Here is a 14,983-nt window from a genome sequence, read left to right as displayed (position 1 = left end):
AACTACTGGCGAGTACGAGAAGCACTGTGCCGGGACGCGGGGCCTCGCGTCGAGGGCCGCCGCGCCGGGACATTCACCCCGGCTCTCCTGGGCTTTTCGCCGGGAGGTCGTCCGGCGGTCCGGACGCACTGCCAGGTCATCCGACGACTCCCGCAACTTTTCTCCTTTCAGGCCTCGTTGACAGTCATCGGAACCCGTCTCATCATCAGACATCCGATGAATTGGAGCCGCTCATGAGTACGTATCCAAGACGTCAGGTTCTGGGAGCCACCGCGGCCGTCGCCGCCGCGACGGCTCTTCCGCTCACCGCCGCGACCGGGGCGCGGGCCGCCGAACCCGCCGAAGGGCGGGCGCCGCAGTGGGTTCCCGTCCCCGACCCGCTCCCCGTACCGCTCGACGCACACTTCGACAACGACGGCGTCGACCGCGCGGACGCCACCGGCGGCGACTTCGACGGTTCGGGCTACACCTTCCCCGGCGAGGAACTCCCCGAGGGCCCGGTCGAGGTGGACGGCATCCCTTTCCTCTTCCCGTCCTCCGCGGCGGGCGCCAGGAACAACGTGGTCGCCCTCGGCCAGCGCGTCGACCTTCCCCGGGGCCGCTATCTCTCGGCCCTGTTCCTCACGGCGTGCAGCTACGGCGACGCCTCCGGCACGGCCACCGTGCACTACGCCGACGGTTCGACGACGACCGCCGGACTCGGCGGCGCGGACTGGTACGCGACGGGCGGCTCGCTGTCCGTCCCGTACCGCTACCGGCCGGACGGCGGCAAGGACGAGCACGGCGTCGGGATCGGTACGGCCGAGGTCTGGATCGACCCGCGGCGCGAGGCGGTCGCCCTCACCCTGCCGACCACCCGGCCGGCCAAGGAGAACCAGGCCTCGCTGCACGTCTTCGCCCTCTCCCTCCAACCGGTCGCCCAGGGACGCGCGCTGGCCCTGCGGGACGCGCGCTCCACCTTCTCGCTGCTGGAGTCGACCGGCGCGCAGAGCGTGGAGGCCACCGTCGTCAACGCGGGAACCGTGGCCGTCCTCGCGGGCGACCGGGTGAGGGTCGGCGTCGAGGTGCCCGGGGCCCGCACCGTCGAGCCCGCGCGGGTGACCCGCCTCGACCCCGGCGAGCAGGCGCGGGTCCGCGTCGGCATCCGCAACCGCGTGGGCACGGCACCCGGCACCGCGCGCGAGGGAACGGTGGTCGTCGAAGGCGGTGGCCGGCAGGCGGCCGCCGCCCGCCGCACCCTGACCCTCGGGGTGCCCGACTACCGCCCCACCGAGGAGTCCCTCGCCGGCCACCAGGCCCCGTACTGGTTCCACCGCGCCAAGTTCGGCATCTTCATCCACTGGGGCGTCTACTCGGTGCCCGCCTGGTCACCGGTGGGCGAACAGTACGCCGAGTGGTACTGGAGCAACCTCCAGAACCCGGACAACGCGGTGTACGCCTACCACCGGGAGAAGTACGGGGAGGACTTCGCCTACGACGACTTCATCCCCATGTTCACGGCCCACCGGTTCGATCCGCGCGCCTGGGTGGAGTTGTTCCGGGACGCCGGCGCCCAGTACCACGTCCTCACCTCGAAACACCACGAGGGATTCGCCCTGTGGGACACGCGGGTGTCCGACCGCAGCGCCGTGAAGGCGGGTCCGCGACGCGACCTGGTCCGCGAACTCTTCGACGCCTCACGCAGGTTCACGCCCGAACTGCACCGCGGCCTGTACTTCTCCATGCCCGAGTGGTTCAACCCCGACAACCCCTGGTCGGGCCACGCCCCGCGCAATCCGTACACCCAGGAACCCGTCCCGTACACCGGATACACCGCGGGCAAGGACTATGTGAGGGACTATCAGGCCGCGCAGATGGTGGAGCTGATCCACGGCTACGACCCGTCCGTCATCTGGTGCGACATCGGTGGCGCCAACGACAGCCTGAACGTGCTCGCCGAATACTTCAACCACGGCAAGAACCGGCCGAAGCCCTACGAGGTGGCCGTCAACAACCGTGCGGGCATCGGCTTCCACGACTTCACGACCCCCGAGTACACGACGTACGAGAACACCGTCGTCGCCAAGTGGGAGTCCAGCCGGGGCCTCGACCCGTTCAGCTACGGCTACAACCGGGCGACGCCCGACGCGGCGTACATGACCGCCGAGGAGGTGGTCCGCAGCCTGGTCGACATCGTCTCCAAGAACGGCAACCTCCTGCTCGACATCGGGCCGCGCGCCGACGGCACCATCCCGGAGATCATGCAGACCCGGCTGCGCGAGACCGGACGGTGGCTGAAGGTCAACGGCGAGGCGATCTACGACACGACGTACTGGTCGCGGATGGCGCAGCTCGGTGAGGACCTGCGGTTCACCGTGCGGCAGAACGAGGCCTTCTACATCCACTCGCTGACCGCGCCCGGCGCCACACTCACCGTCGAGGCGCCGGTGCCGGTCCGCGGCGGCGACCGGGTGACCCTGCTGGGCCACGACCGGCCGCTCAACTGGACGGTGCGTAAGGGTGCGTTGGTCATCGACGTGCCGGAGGCGGCCCGCAGGTCCGGCCGGTACGTCTGGGTGTTCAAGGTGGAGTGGCGCGACTGACGCCCGTGCGATCACGGACATCGTGACCACGGTCGTGGTGCGCGGACGGGTCCCGCGGCGCGGGGTGGGTCCGGCCCAGGGCGGCGCCGCGGCCGTGACTTCCACGGCGCCGCACGCGCACGGTTCGCGCGCTGCCGCCGCCGACGACGCGCGCGGACCCCGGACCGGGCGCGAGCCGGCCCCGGGACTCCGGGACCCCCCGGGACTCCGGACTCCGGACTCCGGACCCCGGAACCCGGAACCCCGGAACCCCGGAGGACCGGAACCCCGGAGGACCGGACCCCGGAGGACCGGAGGGCGGTCACCCGGCCGACCCGGGCCTGCGGGAACATCCCCCGGTAGGCCGCCGGCCTGACCGGGCGGTACCGCTGATGGCCGGTACCGCCGCGCTCGGGGCGGGCGAGCCGGCAGGGCGCCGGCATCGAGGAGGGCCGGAGCCCTTCCTCCACGAGCGGCGTCCCGACCGACGCGGCCTACCGTCGGCCGGTGGCCCCGCCGACGGACCTACGGTCCGCAGATGGCCCGATCGTCCGGCCTCACCTCAGGTGCCGGGTGAAGAACCGGGCCGCAGCCTCCCCGGCGGACTCCGGGACGCCGGCGTGGCCGCCCATGTTGGCGTTCAGGGTCTTCTCCTTGGAGCCGAAGGCGTCGAACAGGTCCAGGGCCGACTGCCGGTCGTTCCCCTCGTCGTCCCACTGCAGCAGGACGTGCAGGGGGACGGTGACCTGCCGGGCCTCCTCGAACATGACGCGGGGTACGAAACTCCCGGCGAACAGGACGGCGGCCGAGATGCGCGGCTCGACCACCGCCAGCCGCGTCCCGATGGAGATCACTCCGCCCGAGTACCCGACCGGGCCACCGATCTCGGGCAACGACAGGACGGCGTCCAGGGTGTCCCGCCATTCCGGGACCGCCTTCTCGACCAGCGGGAGGACGAGGGCGTCGATGATCTCGTCGCCGACCGGCTCGCCGGCCTTCATCGCCCGGTGCAGGTCGGCGCGGGCCTGTTCGAGGGCGGGCCAGCGGGGCCGGTCACCGCTCCCGGGGAGCTCGACGGTGACCGAGGCGAAGCCGTCCGCGGCCGAGTGCCGGGCTCGGGCCGCCAGTCGGGGGTGCATCCTCCGTAGTCCGCCGGGGTGGCCGAGCAGGATCAGCGGCGCCGGCGCGGACGAGGACGGGGGCGTCCACAGGACGCCGGGGATCTCGCCGAGGGTGAATTCGCGTTCGAGGACGCCGTCGTCGAAACGCTGTTCCGAAGTGAATCGCATGGTCGTGCCTTTCGGGAGTGCGCGTGATCGGCGCTCCCGGACGACCTATCGCCCGACCGTGACCCCGGAGGGGAGCACCCATGTCGATACTGTGTCCACGGGTACCACCTCCTCGTTCTCTCGCACGGCCTACGGAAAAGTAGCAGGGGCCGCCGCGGGCCGCCAACGGGTTTTTTCTGCGGAAGGCCGGTCGCCGGAGGGCACGGAGTCATTCGTCCGACGGCGTTCCGGCGGGCCTGGGTGAATCCCGGTGAAACCGCCGGGTGCCGACCGGCCGTACTCGTCCTCGTCGGCAACCGCCGTACCGACGCGTCCGGAGGCCGTGCCCCCTGTGTCAGAGGCCGGCGGCCGGTCCCGTGCTCTCGCGCCCGATCAGCCGCGGCACCGGCACCTGGACCGTGCGCGCCGGGCCGCCGTCCAGCAGCGCGGTCAGTTCCCGCGCGGCCGTGCGCCCGAACTCCAGGGTGTCGCGGGAGAGCGCGGACAGCCACGGTCTGACCATGCGGCACAGCGCCGAGTCCTCCCAGGCCACGACGGACACGTCACGCGGTACCAGGAAGCCCAGTTCGGTCGCGGCGGCGACCCCGGCGACGGCCATCACGTCGTTGTCGTACACCAGCGCGGTCGGCGGCGCGCCGCTCTCCAGCACCCGGCGGGTGACGGCAGCACCCTCGGAGTCCGAGTAGTCCGTGGTCAGTGACCGCACCTCGGACAGACCCCGGCGCTCCGCCTCCGCACGCAGGGTGCGGATGCGCCGCTCGGTGTGGGCGAGCCCCGGCAGGCCCGCGATGTGCGCGATCCGGCGGTGCCCGAGCGCGTACAACTCGCCCACCACCGTGGCCATCGCACCCGCGTCGTCCGCCCAGACGGTGGACATCCCGGGGTGCCCCGCGTCCGGCACACCGCCGATCACCACCGCGGGCAGGCCCAGTTCCTCCAGCAGGTCGGGACGTGGATCGTCGGTCCGCGGATCGACGACCAGGACCCCGTCCACGCGGTGCTCGGCCCACCAGCGCCGGTAGACCGCGCACTCGTCGCCCACGTCCTCCACCACCTGGAAGAGCAGCCCGAGGTGCCGCTCGGCCAGCACCTCCTGGATGCCGGAGATCAGTTGCAGGAAGAACGAGTCCACGCCCAGGGTGTCGGCGGGGCGGGCCACGACCAGCCCCACCGTGGCCGCGCCCTCGCCGGACAGCGCGCGGGCCGCCGTGCTCGGCCGCCAGCCCAGCTGTTCGGCGACCCGGCGCACCCGGTCACGGGTGATCTCGGAGACCCCGGGCCGGTCGTTGAGAGCGAAGGAGACCGCGCTCTCCGAGACCCCCGCGCGCCGCGCTATGTCCTTCATCGTCGGCCGGCGCGCGGGTGACCGCTTGGCTGGCAACCTTGCTCCCCGTTCTGCTGGGACTGTGCACTAATGCGCTTGAGTTGAGTCAATCTAAAGCGCATTAGTGATCCGTCGCAAGAGGCCGACCATACGTCTCTGACCAGCCATGTTCCCTCACTAAAGAGTTTAGCTGGGTCAAATCCATTGACTGCTCGGGCGAGTTGCATGCAAGGTCTGCCCCGGCACCGTTCTCCCCCCACCGCAGAGGAGCCCCATCCGTGCGCATCTCCCGCAGAGTTCTCGCCGCCGCCGCTGCCGTCGCCGTCGTCCTGCCGCTGAGTGCCTGCGGCTCCGGGAACGACGGCGGTGGCTCGACGGACGCCTCGGGCAAGGTCGAGGGCGACATCACCTTCCAGACCTGGAACCTGAGGGCCAACTTCAAGGAGTACTTCGAGGGCGTGATCGCGGACTTCGAGAAGAAGTACCCGGACACCCATGTGAAGTGGGTCGACCAGCCCGCGGAGGGCTACGCCGACAAGATCAGCGCGGACGCGGCCGGCGGTACCCTGCCCGACGTCGTCAACGTCTCCCCGGACCTGGTCGCCCCGCTCGCCAAGGCGGGCCTCGCGCTGGACCTCGACAAGTCGGCCGCCCAGTACAGGAAGGAGTACCTGGACGGTGCCTGGGCCGGCCACCAGGTACCCGGCATGACCGGGACCTACGCCTTCCCGTGGTACCTCAACACCGGGCCGCTCTTCTACAACAAGTCGCTGTTCGAGAAGGCCGGACTCGACGCGTCCAAGCCGCCGACGACCTACGACGACCTGTTCGCCGACGCGCTGCGGCTGGCCCAGAAGACCGACGGCAAGGTGGCCACGCTCGCCAACGTGCCCACCGTCGAGGACTTCGGGCGTTACGGCGTCGAGCTGATGAACAAGGAAGGCACCTCCTTCGCCTTCAACGACGCCAAGGGCATAGAGCTCCTGACCAAGTACAAGGAGTTGTACGACGCCAAGGCGCTCGACCCGCAGGCGCTCACCGCGACCCCGGAGTCGTCCGGCAAGAAGTTCCTCACCGGCGCCGTCGCCATGAACCCGGGCAGCGCCCTGGACCTCGGCAACTTCAAGAAGCAGGCGCCGAGCCTCTACCGGAACATCGGCATCACGGACCAGATCACCAGCACCGGCAAGGTGAACATGTACGTCATGGGCGTCATGGTCAACTCGCGCACCAAGCACACCCCGGCGTCGGTCGCCTTCGCGCACTTCGTCACCGACGCGCAGAACCAGATGTCGTTCGCCAAGAAGGTGGCGATCTTCCCGAGCACCGCGGGCTCACTCGACGACCCGTACTTCACCAAGGAGGACGGGAGCGACGAGACACGGGTGCGGATCGCCGCCGCCAAGTCCCTGAAGAACGCGGTCAATTACACGCCGGTCCTCTTCAGCGAGCAGATGAAGACCGCGCTGCGCAACGAGGTCGCCAAGGCGCTCCAGGGCAAGGAGAGCCCCAAGACGGCCCTTGACAACGCTGTCAAGGCCTGCGACCGGCTGCTCCAGCAGCAGGGCTGATCCGGCATGGCGAGTTCCTCGACCGTATCCGGCGACGTGCGGCGCGGCGCGCGGACGCCCAGCGCGGCCCCCCGGGTCCGACGCCGGCTTCCGGCCGGCCCCTGGCTGTTCGCCGCACCGGGACTGCTGATCACGGGTGTCTTCATCCTCTATCCGTTCGTCTCGACGGTGGTCAACTCCTTCACCGACCGCCGCACCCTGATCCCCGGCACGTTCGTGGGCCTCGCCAACTACCGGGAGCTGCTGCACGACGACATGTTCTGGATCGGGCTGCGCAACAGCACGCTGTACGTCGTCGGGGTGGTCCCCGCGCTCGTCCTGCTGCCGTTGCTGCTCGCCCTGCTGGTGCAGAAGAACATCCCCGGCATCACCTTCTTCCGGTCCGCCTTCTACACGCCGGTCGTCGCCTCCATCGTCGTGGTCGGCCTGATCTGGGTGTGGCTGCTGGACGAACGCGGCCTGGTGAACTCGCTGCTGGAGACGGTCGGCGTCGGCAGGGCCGGCTTCCTCAGCGACCAGTGGCTGCTCCTGCTGAGCGCCATGGCCGTCACGGTCTGGAAGGGCCTCGGCTACTACATGATCATTTATCTGGCCGCGCTCGCCAACGTACCGCGCGAGCTGCACGAGGCGGCGTCGGTCGACGGCGCGGGGGCGGTACGCCGCTTCCTCACCGTCACCGTGCCCGCCGTCCGCTCCACCATGGTGCTGGTCGGCGCGCTCTCCTCGGTCGCCGCCTTCAAGGTGTTCTCCGAGGTGTACCTGATGGCGGGCCCGGACGGCGGACCGGCGGGCGAGGACACCACCCTCGTCATGCTGGTCCAGCGCACCGGCACCGGACTGACCGGCCGGGTGGGCTACGCCTCCGCCCTCTCCGTCGTCGTCTTCGTCGTCACCGTCGCGCTGATGCTGCTTGTGCTGCGGGCCGACCGGAAGGAGGACGCGTGACCGTGCTGGAGAAGGTACGACCCGCCGGCGCTCCGGCACCGGAGCGCCGGCCCCGCCCCCGCGTCACCGACGAGCACGGCCGTCGCGTCCGGGTGTGGGAACTCGTCCTGCGGTACCTGCTGCTGCTCGCCGTCCTCGCCCTGACCGTCGGCCCGTTCCTGTGGCAGCTGTCCACCTCGCTCAAGGGGCCGAGCGAGGACATCTTCCAGTCGCCGCCTGCGCTCCTGCCCGGCCACCCGACACTGCACAACTACCAGCGGGTCGCCGACACCATCCCCGTCTGGGACTACGCGGTGAACTCGCTCAAGGTCGCGGGCGCCAACGTCGTGACGAACTGTGCCGGCTCGGCCCTCGCCGGCTACGCCCTGGCCCGGCTGCGCTACCGCGGCCGCAAGGCGGCGACGCTCGTCTTCATCCTCGCGATGCTGGTCCCCGTGGAGGGCATCATCATCGCCCAGTTCACCACCATGCGTGAACTCGGCCTGAACAACACGCTCATCGGCGTCGTCCTGCCCGGCTGCGTCGGCGCGATGAACGTCCTGCTGATGCGCAACGCCTTCCTCAACCTCCCCTACGAGATCGAGGAGGCGGCCTACATCGACGGCGCGAACGTCTGGCAGCGGTTCCTGCGGATCGCGCTGCCGTCGGTGAAGGGCACCCTCGCCGTCGTCGCGATCTTCGCCTTCATGGGCGCCTGGGACGACTTCCTGTGGCCCCTCATCGTGCTCAGCGATCCCTCCAAGTTCACCCTGACCATCGGACTCAACTACCTGCACGGCACGTTCGCCAACGACGAGCGGCTCGTCGCCGCGGGCACGATCATCGCCGTGGCCCCCCTGATCGCGCTCTTCGCCTGTCTCCAGCGGTACTTCTTCCGCGGTGTGGGCGAGGGCGCCGTCAAGGGCTGAACCCGTCCGTCCTTCGATCTCGCAAGGATCCCGCATGTCCTCTGCCGTGCGCTTCGGCGTCAACTACACCCCGAGCGAAGGGTGGTTCCACCACTGGCTCGACTTCGACCTCGACTCCGTCCGCGCCGACCTCGACTCGATCGCCGCGCTCGGCCTCGACCACATCCGGGTCTTCCCGCTGTGGCCCTACTTCCAGCCCAACCGCACCCTGATCCGGCCGCGCGCCGTCGAACAGCTCGTGGCGCTCGCCGACGCCGCCGCCGAACGCGGGCTCGACGTCAACGTCGACGGACTGCAGGGGCACCTGTCGAGCTTCGACTTCCTGCCCGCGTGGACGCAGACCTGGCACCGGCGGAACATCTTCACCGACCCGCGGGTGGTCGAGGCGGAGGCGGAGTACCTGCGCACCCTGGCCGCCGCCCTCGCCGACCGGCCGAACTTCCTCGGCATGACGATCGGCAACGAGGTCAACCAGTTCGCCGCCGGGCCGCATCCCGACCCGGACCGCATCACGCCCGAGCAGGCCGGAGCGTGGCTGACCCGCCTGCTCGCGGCCTGCGAGGAGGGCGCTCCGGGCAAGCCGCACCTGCACGCCTCCTACGACGCCGCCTGGTACCAGGACGACCAGCCGTTCACGCCCGAGCACTCGGCCCGGCTCGGTGCCCTCACCGCCGTCCACTCCTGGGTGTTCAACGGCACGGCCCAACGGCACGGACGCCGGGGCGTCGCCACCGAGCACCACGCCGCCTACCTGGTCGAGCTGTCCAAGGCCTGGGCCGACGACCCGGGCCGCCCGGTGTGGCTCCAGGAGGTCGGCGCGCCCGCCCCGCTGATCGAGGCCGAGCACGCGGCCGCCTTCACCGAGGCGACCGTCACGAACGCACTCGACTGCCCCGACCTGTGGGGCATCACCTGGTGGTGCTCGCACGACGTCAGCCGCGACCTGGCCGACTTCCCCGAACTCGAATACGGCCTCGGCCTGTTGACCAACGACCGGCGGCCCAAGCCGGCCGCGCGGACCATCGCCCGGATCGCCGGCGAGGGACGGACACACCGGCCGTCCGCGCGCACGACCGCGCTCGTCGTCGACACCGCTCACGGCCGATCCGTCTGCGCCCCCGGCGGCCCGGTCTTCGAGGCCTTCGCCCGGCTGACCGCCGACGGCGCCCGTCCCACCACCGTTCTCGCGAGCCGCGCCGACGACAAGGACCACCTCGCGGCCCGTGGCATCACCGAAGTCGTCACACCCGATCAGGTCACCGAGTAGCCCGTCCCCACCCGTCCCCACGACGACACGGAGCACACAGTGAACCTCAGCAGACGCGCCCTTCTGCTCGCCGCGGGCGCCGCGGCGCTCACCCCCGCACTGCCCGGCGTCCCCGGGCGCGCGGCCGCCGCCGGGCGCGACCTCCAGCCGTACGTCTCCTACTGGTACCCGGACTCGCTGCCCCCGGGCACCCCCGGCGCCGGCATCACCTGGCGCAGTCTGAAGACATGGAGCGCCGCCGGCGACACGGACCTGGCGTTCAACGCGGCCTCCGTGCCGCTCGCCGCGCGCTTCACCCCGACCCCCGCGAACACCACCGCCCGCGCCGGCCAGGCCCGTGTCCAGTCCCTCGTCTCCTTCGGCCCGACGTCGGGCAACCCCGCCCAGGGCGCGGCCGACGCCGACTACTACGCCCTCACCCACTGGGCCTACCTCGACGAACTGGTCTTCTGGGGAGGCTCGTCCGGCGAGGGACTGATCCTCGCGCCGAACGCCCCGATCGTGGACGCGGCCCACCGGCACGGCGTGCCCGTCCTCGGCAACGTCTTCCTGCCACCCGTCGCCTACGGCGGCCGTATCCAGTGGACCCGCGACCTGGTGCAGAAGGACGCCACCGGGCACTATCCGCTCGCGGCCCAACTGGTCGCGGTGGCGGCCGCCCACGGCTTCGACGGCTGGTTCGTCAACGCCGAGACCAGCGGCGGCGACACCGCGCTCGCCACCGCCGTGCTCGGCTTCCTGGAGGAGCTCAAGGCGCTCGGCGCCGCCGAGGGACAGCGCGTCACCTGGTACGACGCGATGACCGTGACCGGCTCCGTCGGCTGGCAGGGAGCCCTCAACAACCAGAACAAGACGTTCTTCCAGGCCGCCGACTCCCTCTTCGTCGACTTCCGCTGGTCGTCGAGCAGTCTGGCCTCCTCCGCCACGACCGCCCGGCAACTCGGCCGCAGTCCGTACGAGTTGTGGGCGGGCGTCGACGTCGAGGCCAACGGCACCAACGCGTCCGTCAACTGGGACGCCATCGTGCCCGCCGACAAGGCGCACGTGACCTCGGTCGGCTTCTACCGGCCCGAGTGGACCCGCAACCACCTGCCCGCGGGCCGCACCCCCGGCGACTTCCACCACGCCGACGACCTGTTCTGGACCGGCTCCTCCCTCGACCCCTCCCAGCCGGCCACGAGCGCCGGCTGGCGTGCCCCGGCACTCTCCGTCGCCGACCGCTCCACCGTCGGCTCGCTGCCGTTCGCGAGCGCCTTCAACACCGGCCACGGCCTCAGGTGGTACGAGGAGGGGGAGGTGACGTCGGACACCGCGTGGAACCACCTGGGTCTCCAGGACCGGCTGCCCTCCCGCCGCTGGGTGGTGCGCACCGCCGGCCACCGCCCCACCGTCGCCTTCGACTTCGCCGACGCCTGGCGGGGCGGCAGCAGCCTCCTGGTCACCGGCGCCCTCGACGCGCCGACGACGCTGGACCTGTACGCGACCCGGCTGCCGCTCGGCGCGGACACCGTGGTCGAGCTGACCCACCGCACGGACGCGGGCAGCACCTCTCTGGAGCTGGCCGTCGCCACCGCGGAGCCGGGCGCCGCGGGCGGAGCACCCCCGTACACCTACATCTCCGTACCCACCACCGGGGGCGACGGCTGGCAGACGTCCACCGTGCGGCTGACCGGACTGTCGGGCACCGTGCACGCGCTCGGCGTCCGGCTGGCCGCGAGCACCGGTCCCGTGAGCTGGCGGCTGGGCGGGCTCGCGGTGCGGGACACCACGGTGACCCCCGACGCCCCCACCGACCTGCGCGTCACCGACGCAGACGGCGGCAACCTGCGCTTCGCCTGGCAGGGCGCCACCGGCGACGTACGCCACTACGAGCTCCACCGGACGCTGCCCGACGGCACCCGTCGCTTCCTCGGCGGCACCTGCCAGACCGCGTTCTACGCGGGCGGTCTCACCGCCGAGCAGGGCGAGGCCGCCGCAGGATTCGAACTGCGCGCGGTGGGGGAGCTGTTCACCGTCTCGACCCCGGCCACGACCACCCACACCTGGTGACCCGCACCCCTCACCCCACGGAGCTCTCCCATGCATGACGACCGCACCCTGGTCGAAGCCCGCCTCAAGCGAGTCCTCGACGAGCGCATCCGACCCGCCGTGTACCCCGAGTCCGTACCGCTGGAAGTGGCGGTGTGGCACGCGCCGGGCGAGCCGGTCCCGGTCGCCGAGGGGCTCGCGGCCGTGCCGGAGACGATCGAGGTGGGCGCGCGCTGGGGCGCTCCGTGGGGCACCAGCTGGTTCCGGGTCACCGGGACCGTCCCCGAGGCCTGGGCCGGCCGGACCGTCGAGGCCGTCCTCGACCTCGGATTCGACGAGAACATGCCCGGATTCCAGTGCGAGGGGCTCGTCTACCGTCCCGACGGCACCCCGGTGAAGGGCCTCAACCCGCGTAACCAGTGGGTGCGCGTCGCCGCGCCGGCCGAGGGCGGTGAGGAGGTCCGGCTGCACATCGAGGCCGCCTCCAACCCGGTGATCCTCGACTACCACCCCTTCCGGCCCACCCACCTCGGCGACAAGGACACGGCGGGCGGCGAGCCGCAGTACACGCTCACCCGGATGGACCTCGCGGTCCTCGACGAGACGGTGTGGGAGCTGGTGCTCGACCTGGAGGTGCTCGGCGAACTGATGGCCGAGCTGCCGGTGGAGTCCGCGCGGCGCTGGGACATCCTGCGCGCGGTGGAACGGGCGCTGGACGCCGTCGACCTCCAGGACGTGGGCGGCACCGCCGCCGCGGCCCGCTCCCGGCTGGCGGGCGTGCTCGCGGAACCCGCCGTGCCCTCCGCGCACCGGATCAGCGCCGTCGGGCACGCGCACATCGACTCGGCCTGGCTGTGGCCGCTGCGCGAGACGGTCCGCAAGGTGGCGCGCACGACCTCCAACATGACCGCGCTCATCGAGGACGAACCCGACTTCGTCTTCGCCATGTCCCAGGCCCAGCAGTGGGCCTGGGTGAAGGAGCACCGCCCCGAGGTGTGGGCGCGGGTGAAGAAGGCCGTCGCGGACGGCCGGTTCGTCCCGGCCGGAGGCATGTGGGTCGAGTCGGACACCAACATGCCCGGTTCGGAGGCGATGGCCCGTCAGTTCGTGCACGGCAAGAGGTTCTTCCTCGACGAGTTCGGCATCGAGAACGACGAGGCCTGGCTGCCCGACACCTTCGGCTTCGCCGCCGGACTCCCGCAGATCATCAAGGCCGCGGGCTCCAAGTGGCTGCTCACGCAGAAGATCTCCTGGTCACAGACCAACAAGTTCCCGCACCACACCTTCCGTTGGGAGGGCATCGACGGCACCCGCATCTTCACCCACTTCCCGCCCGTCGACACCTACAACTGCTCCATGCGGGGCAGCGAGATCGCCCACGCGGCCAGGAACTTCAAGGACAAGGGCGTCGCCCGGCACTCCCTCGCGCCCACCGGCTGGGGCGACGGGGGCGGCGGCACCACCCGCGAGATGGTCGCCAAGGCGGCCCGGCTCAAGAACCTCGAAGGCTCCGCCACCGTGGTGTGGGAGACCCCCGCGGAGTTCTTCGCGAAGGCCGAGGCCGAACACCCCGAAGCGCCCGTCTGGGTCGGCGAGCTGTACCTCGAACTGCACCGCGCGACCCTCACCAGCCAGGCGAGGACCAAGCAGGGCAACCGACGCAGCGAGCACCTGCTGCGCGAGGCCGAACTGTGGGCGGCGACCGCGGCGGTGCGGACCGGGTTCCGCTACCCGTACGAGGAGCTGGACCGCGTCTGGAAGACGGTGCTGCTCCACCAGTTCCACGACATCCTGCCCGGCTCGTCCATCGCCTGGGTGCACCGGGAGGCCCGGCGGACCTACGAGCGGGTCGCCGCGGAACTCGACGGCATCATCGGCGCGGCACAGCGCGCGCTGGCCGGTGAAGGGACCACCCGGCTCGTGTTCAACTCCGCCCCGCACACCCGCGACGGGGTCCCGGCGGGCGCGGCCCGCCCGGCAGCCGACCCCGGCGAGGTCTCGCTCACCCCGCGGGCGGACGGCGGACACGTCCTCGACAACGGTCTGCTGCGGGTGGAGATCGACGCCGGGGGACTGGTCGTCTCGGCGTACGACATCGAGGCCGGCCGCGAGACGGTCGCACCGGACCGGGCCGCGAACCTGCTCCAGATCCACCCCGACTTCCCGAACATGTGGGACGCCTGGGACGTCGACGAGTTCTACCGCAACACGGTCACCGACCTGGTCGACGCCGACGAGGTCGGACCGGGCGACGACGGCGTCTCGGTCCGGGTCGTCCGGTCCTTCGGCGCGTCGCGGGTCACCCAGGTGCTGTCGCTGGCGCCCGGGGAGCGGCGGCTCGGCATCGACACCGAGGTGGACTGGCACGAGACCGAGAAGTTCCTGAAGCTCGCCTTCCCGCTCGACGTGCACGCCGAACGGTACGCGTCCGAGACCCAGTTCGGGCACTTCCACCGGCCCACCCACACCAACACCTCATGGGAGGCGGCCAAGTTCGAGGCGTGCAACCACCGGTTCGTGCACGTCGAGGAACCGGGCTGGGGGGTGGCGATCGTCAACGACTCCACGTACGGACACGACGTGACCCGGACCGTGCGCGACAGCGACTCCGGTACGACCACCACCGTGCGGGTGTCCCTGCTGCGCGCCCCGCGCTTCCCGGACCCGGAGACGGACCAGGGCGTCCACCGCTTCCGGCACGCACTGGTGCCCGGTGCCGCGATCGGGGACGCGGTGCGCGAGGGATGGCGGATCAACCTGCCCGAGCGGCATCTGACGGGGGCGCGCGAGGTCGTGCCGCTGGTGGGCGTCGAGCAGGACGCGGTCGTGGTGACCGCGGTCAAGCTCGCCGACGACGGCAGCGGTGACGTGGTCGTTCGCTTCCACGAGTCCCGCGGCGGCCGGACCCGGGCCACGCTCACCGCCGGCTTCGCGACCGAGGCCGTCACGGTGACCGATCTGCTGGAGCGGCCCCTCGCGGACGCCGCGCCGCCGGAGCACGACGGCGACCGGATCACCCTGTCGCTGCGCCCCTTCGAGCTGGTGACGTTGCGGCTGAAGCGGGCCTGAGCACCGTACGGGCCGCGGACC

Annotated in this window: 9 protein-coding genes; 7 read left to right on the top strand and 2 right to left on the bottom strand. The window is 71.4% G+C overall.

Annotated elements, in window-relative coordinates; genetic code table 11:
• Positions 1-233 precede the first annotated feature (233 nt).
• A complete protein-coding gene (locus GFH48_RS07495) occupies positions 234-2,582 on the top strand; it encodes an alpha-L-fucosidase (RefSeq protein ID WP_153287511.1) in 2,349 nt (782 codons plus the stop codon).
• A 536-nt stretch (positions 2,583-3,118) separates the two neighbouring features.
• Here the strand turns inward: GFH48_RS07495 and GFH48_RS07490 are convergent.
• Complete coding sequence (locus GFH48_RS07490; protein WP_153287510.1) at positions 3,119-3,850, bottom strand: dienelactone hydrolase family protein; 732 nt, start codon at positions 3,848-3,850, stop codon at positions 3,119-3,121.
• A gap of 334 nt (positions 3,851-4,184) precedes the next feature.
• Complete coding sequence (locus tag GFH48_RS07485) at positions 4,185-5,231, bottom strand: LacI family DNA-binding transcriptional regulator (RefSeq protein ID WP_153287509.1); 1,047 nt, start codon at positions 5,229-5,231, stop codon at positions 4,185-4,187.
• A 221-nt stretch (positions 5,232-5,452) separates the two neighbouring features.
• Between GFH48_RS07485 and GFH48_RS07480 the strand changes: the two genes are divergently transcribed.
• Genes GFH48_RS07480 through GFH48_RS07455 form a run of 6 tightly spaced genes read left to right on the top strand, consistent with a single transcriptional unit; the run spans position 5,453 to position 14,962 of the window.
• Complete coding sequence (locus GFH48_RS07480; protein WP_153287508.1) at positions 5,453-6,745, top strand: ABC transporter substrate-binding protein; 1,293 nt, start codon at positions 5,453-5,455, stop codon at positions 6,743-6,745.
• 6 nt (positions 6,746-6,751) lie between these two features.
• Positions 6,752-7,690 (top strand): carbohydrate ABC transporter permease, encoded by a 939-nt coding sequence (locus GFH48_RS07475; RefSeq protein WP_153287507.1) that lies wholly within the window; start codon positions 6,752-6,754, stop codon positions 7,688-7,690.
• Complete coding sequence (locus GFH48_RS07470; RefSeq protein ID WP_153287506.1) at positions 7,687-8,598, top strand: carbohydrate ABC transporter permease; 912 nt, start codon at positions 7,687-7,689, stop codon at positions 8,596-8,598. The genes GFH48_RS07475 and GFH48_RS07470 overlap by 4 nt, the downstream gene beginning before the upstream one ends.
• A 34-nt stretch (positions 8,599-8,632) precedes the next feature.
• Positions 8,633-9,865 carry a glycoside hydrolase 5 family protein gene (locus tag GFH48_RS07465; RefSeq protein WP_153287505.1) on the top strand — a complete coding sequence of 411 codons (1,233 nt, stop codon included), beginning with the start codon at positions 8,633-8,635 and terminating at the stop codon, positions 9,863-9,865.
• 39 nt (positions 9,866-9,904) lie between these two features.
• Positions 9,905-11,914: an endo-beta-N-acetylglucosaminidase gene (locus GFH48_RS07460; protein WP_153287504.1), complete on the top strand. Its 2,010-nt coding sequence runs from the start codon at positions 9,905-9,907 to the stop codon at positions 11,912-11,914.
• Between the two features lie 30 nt (positions 11,915-11,944).
• Positions 11,945-14,962 carry an alpha-mannosidase gene (locus GFH48_RS07455; protein ID WP_153287503.1) on the top strand — a complete coding sequence of 1,006 codons (3,018 nt, stop codon included), beginning with the start codon at positions 11,945-11,947 and terminating at the stop codon, positions 14,960-14,962.
• Positions 14,963-14,983 lie beyond the last annotated feature (21 nt).

This window comes from Streptomyces fagopyri, assembly GCF_009498275.1.
Taxonomy (GTDB): Bacteria; Actinomycetota; Actinomycetes; order Streptomycetales; family Streptomycetaceae; genus Streptomyces; species Streptomyces fagopyri.
Note: the sequence above shows the minus strand (reverse complement) of the source record. Positions and strands in the feature narration are given on the sequence as shown.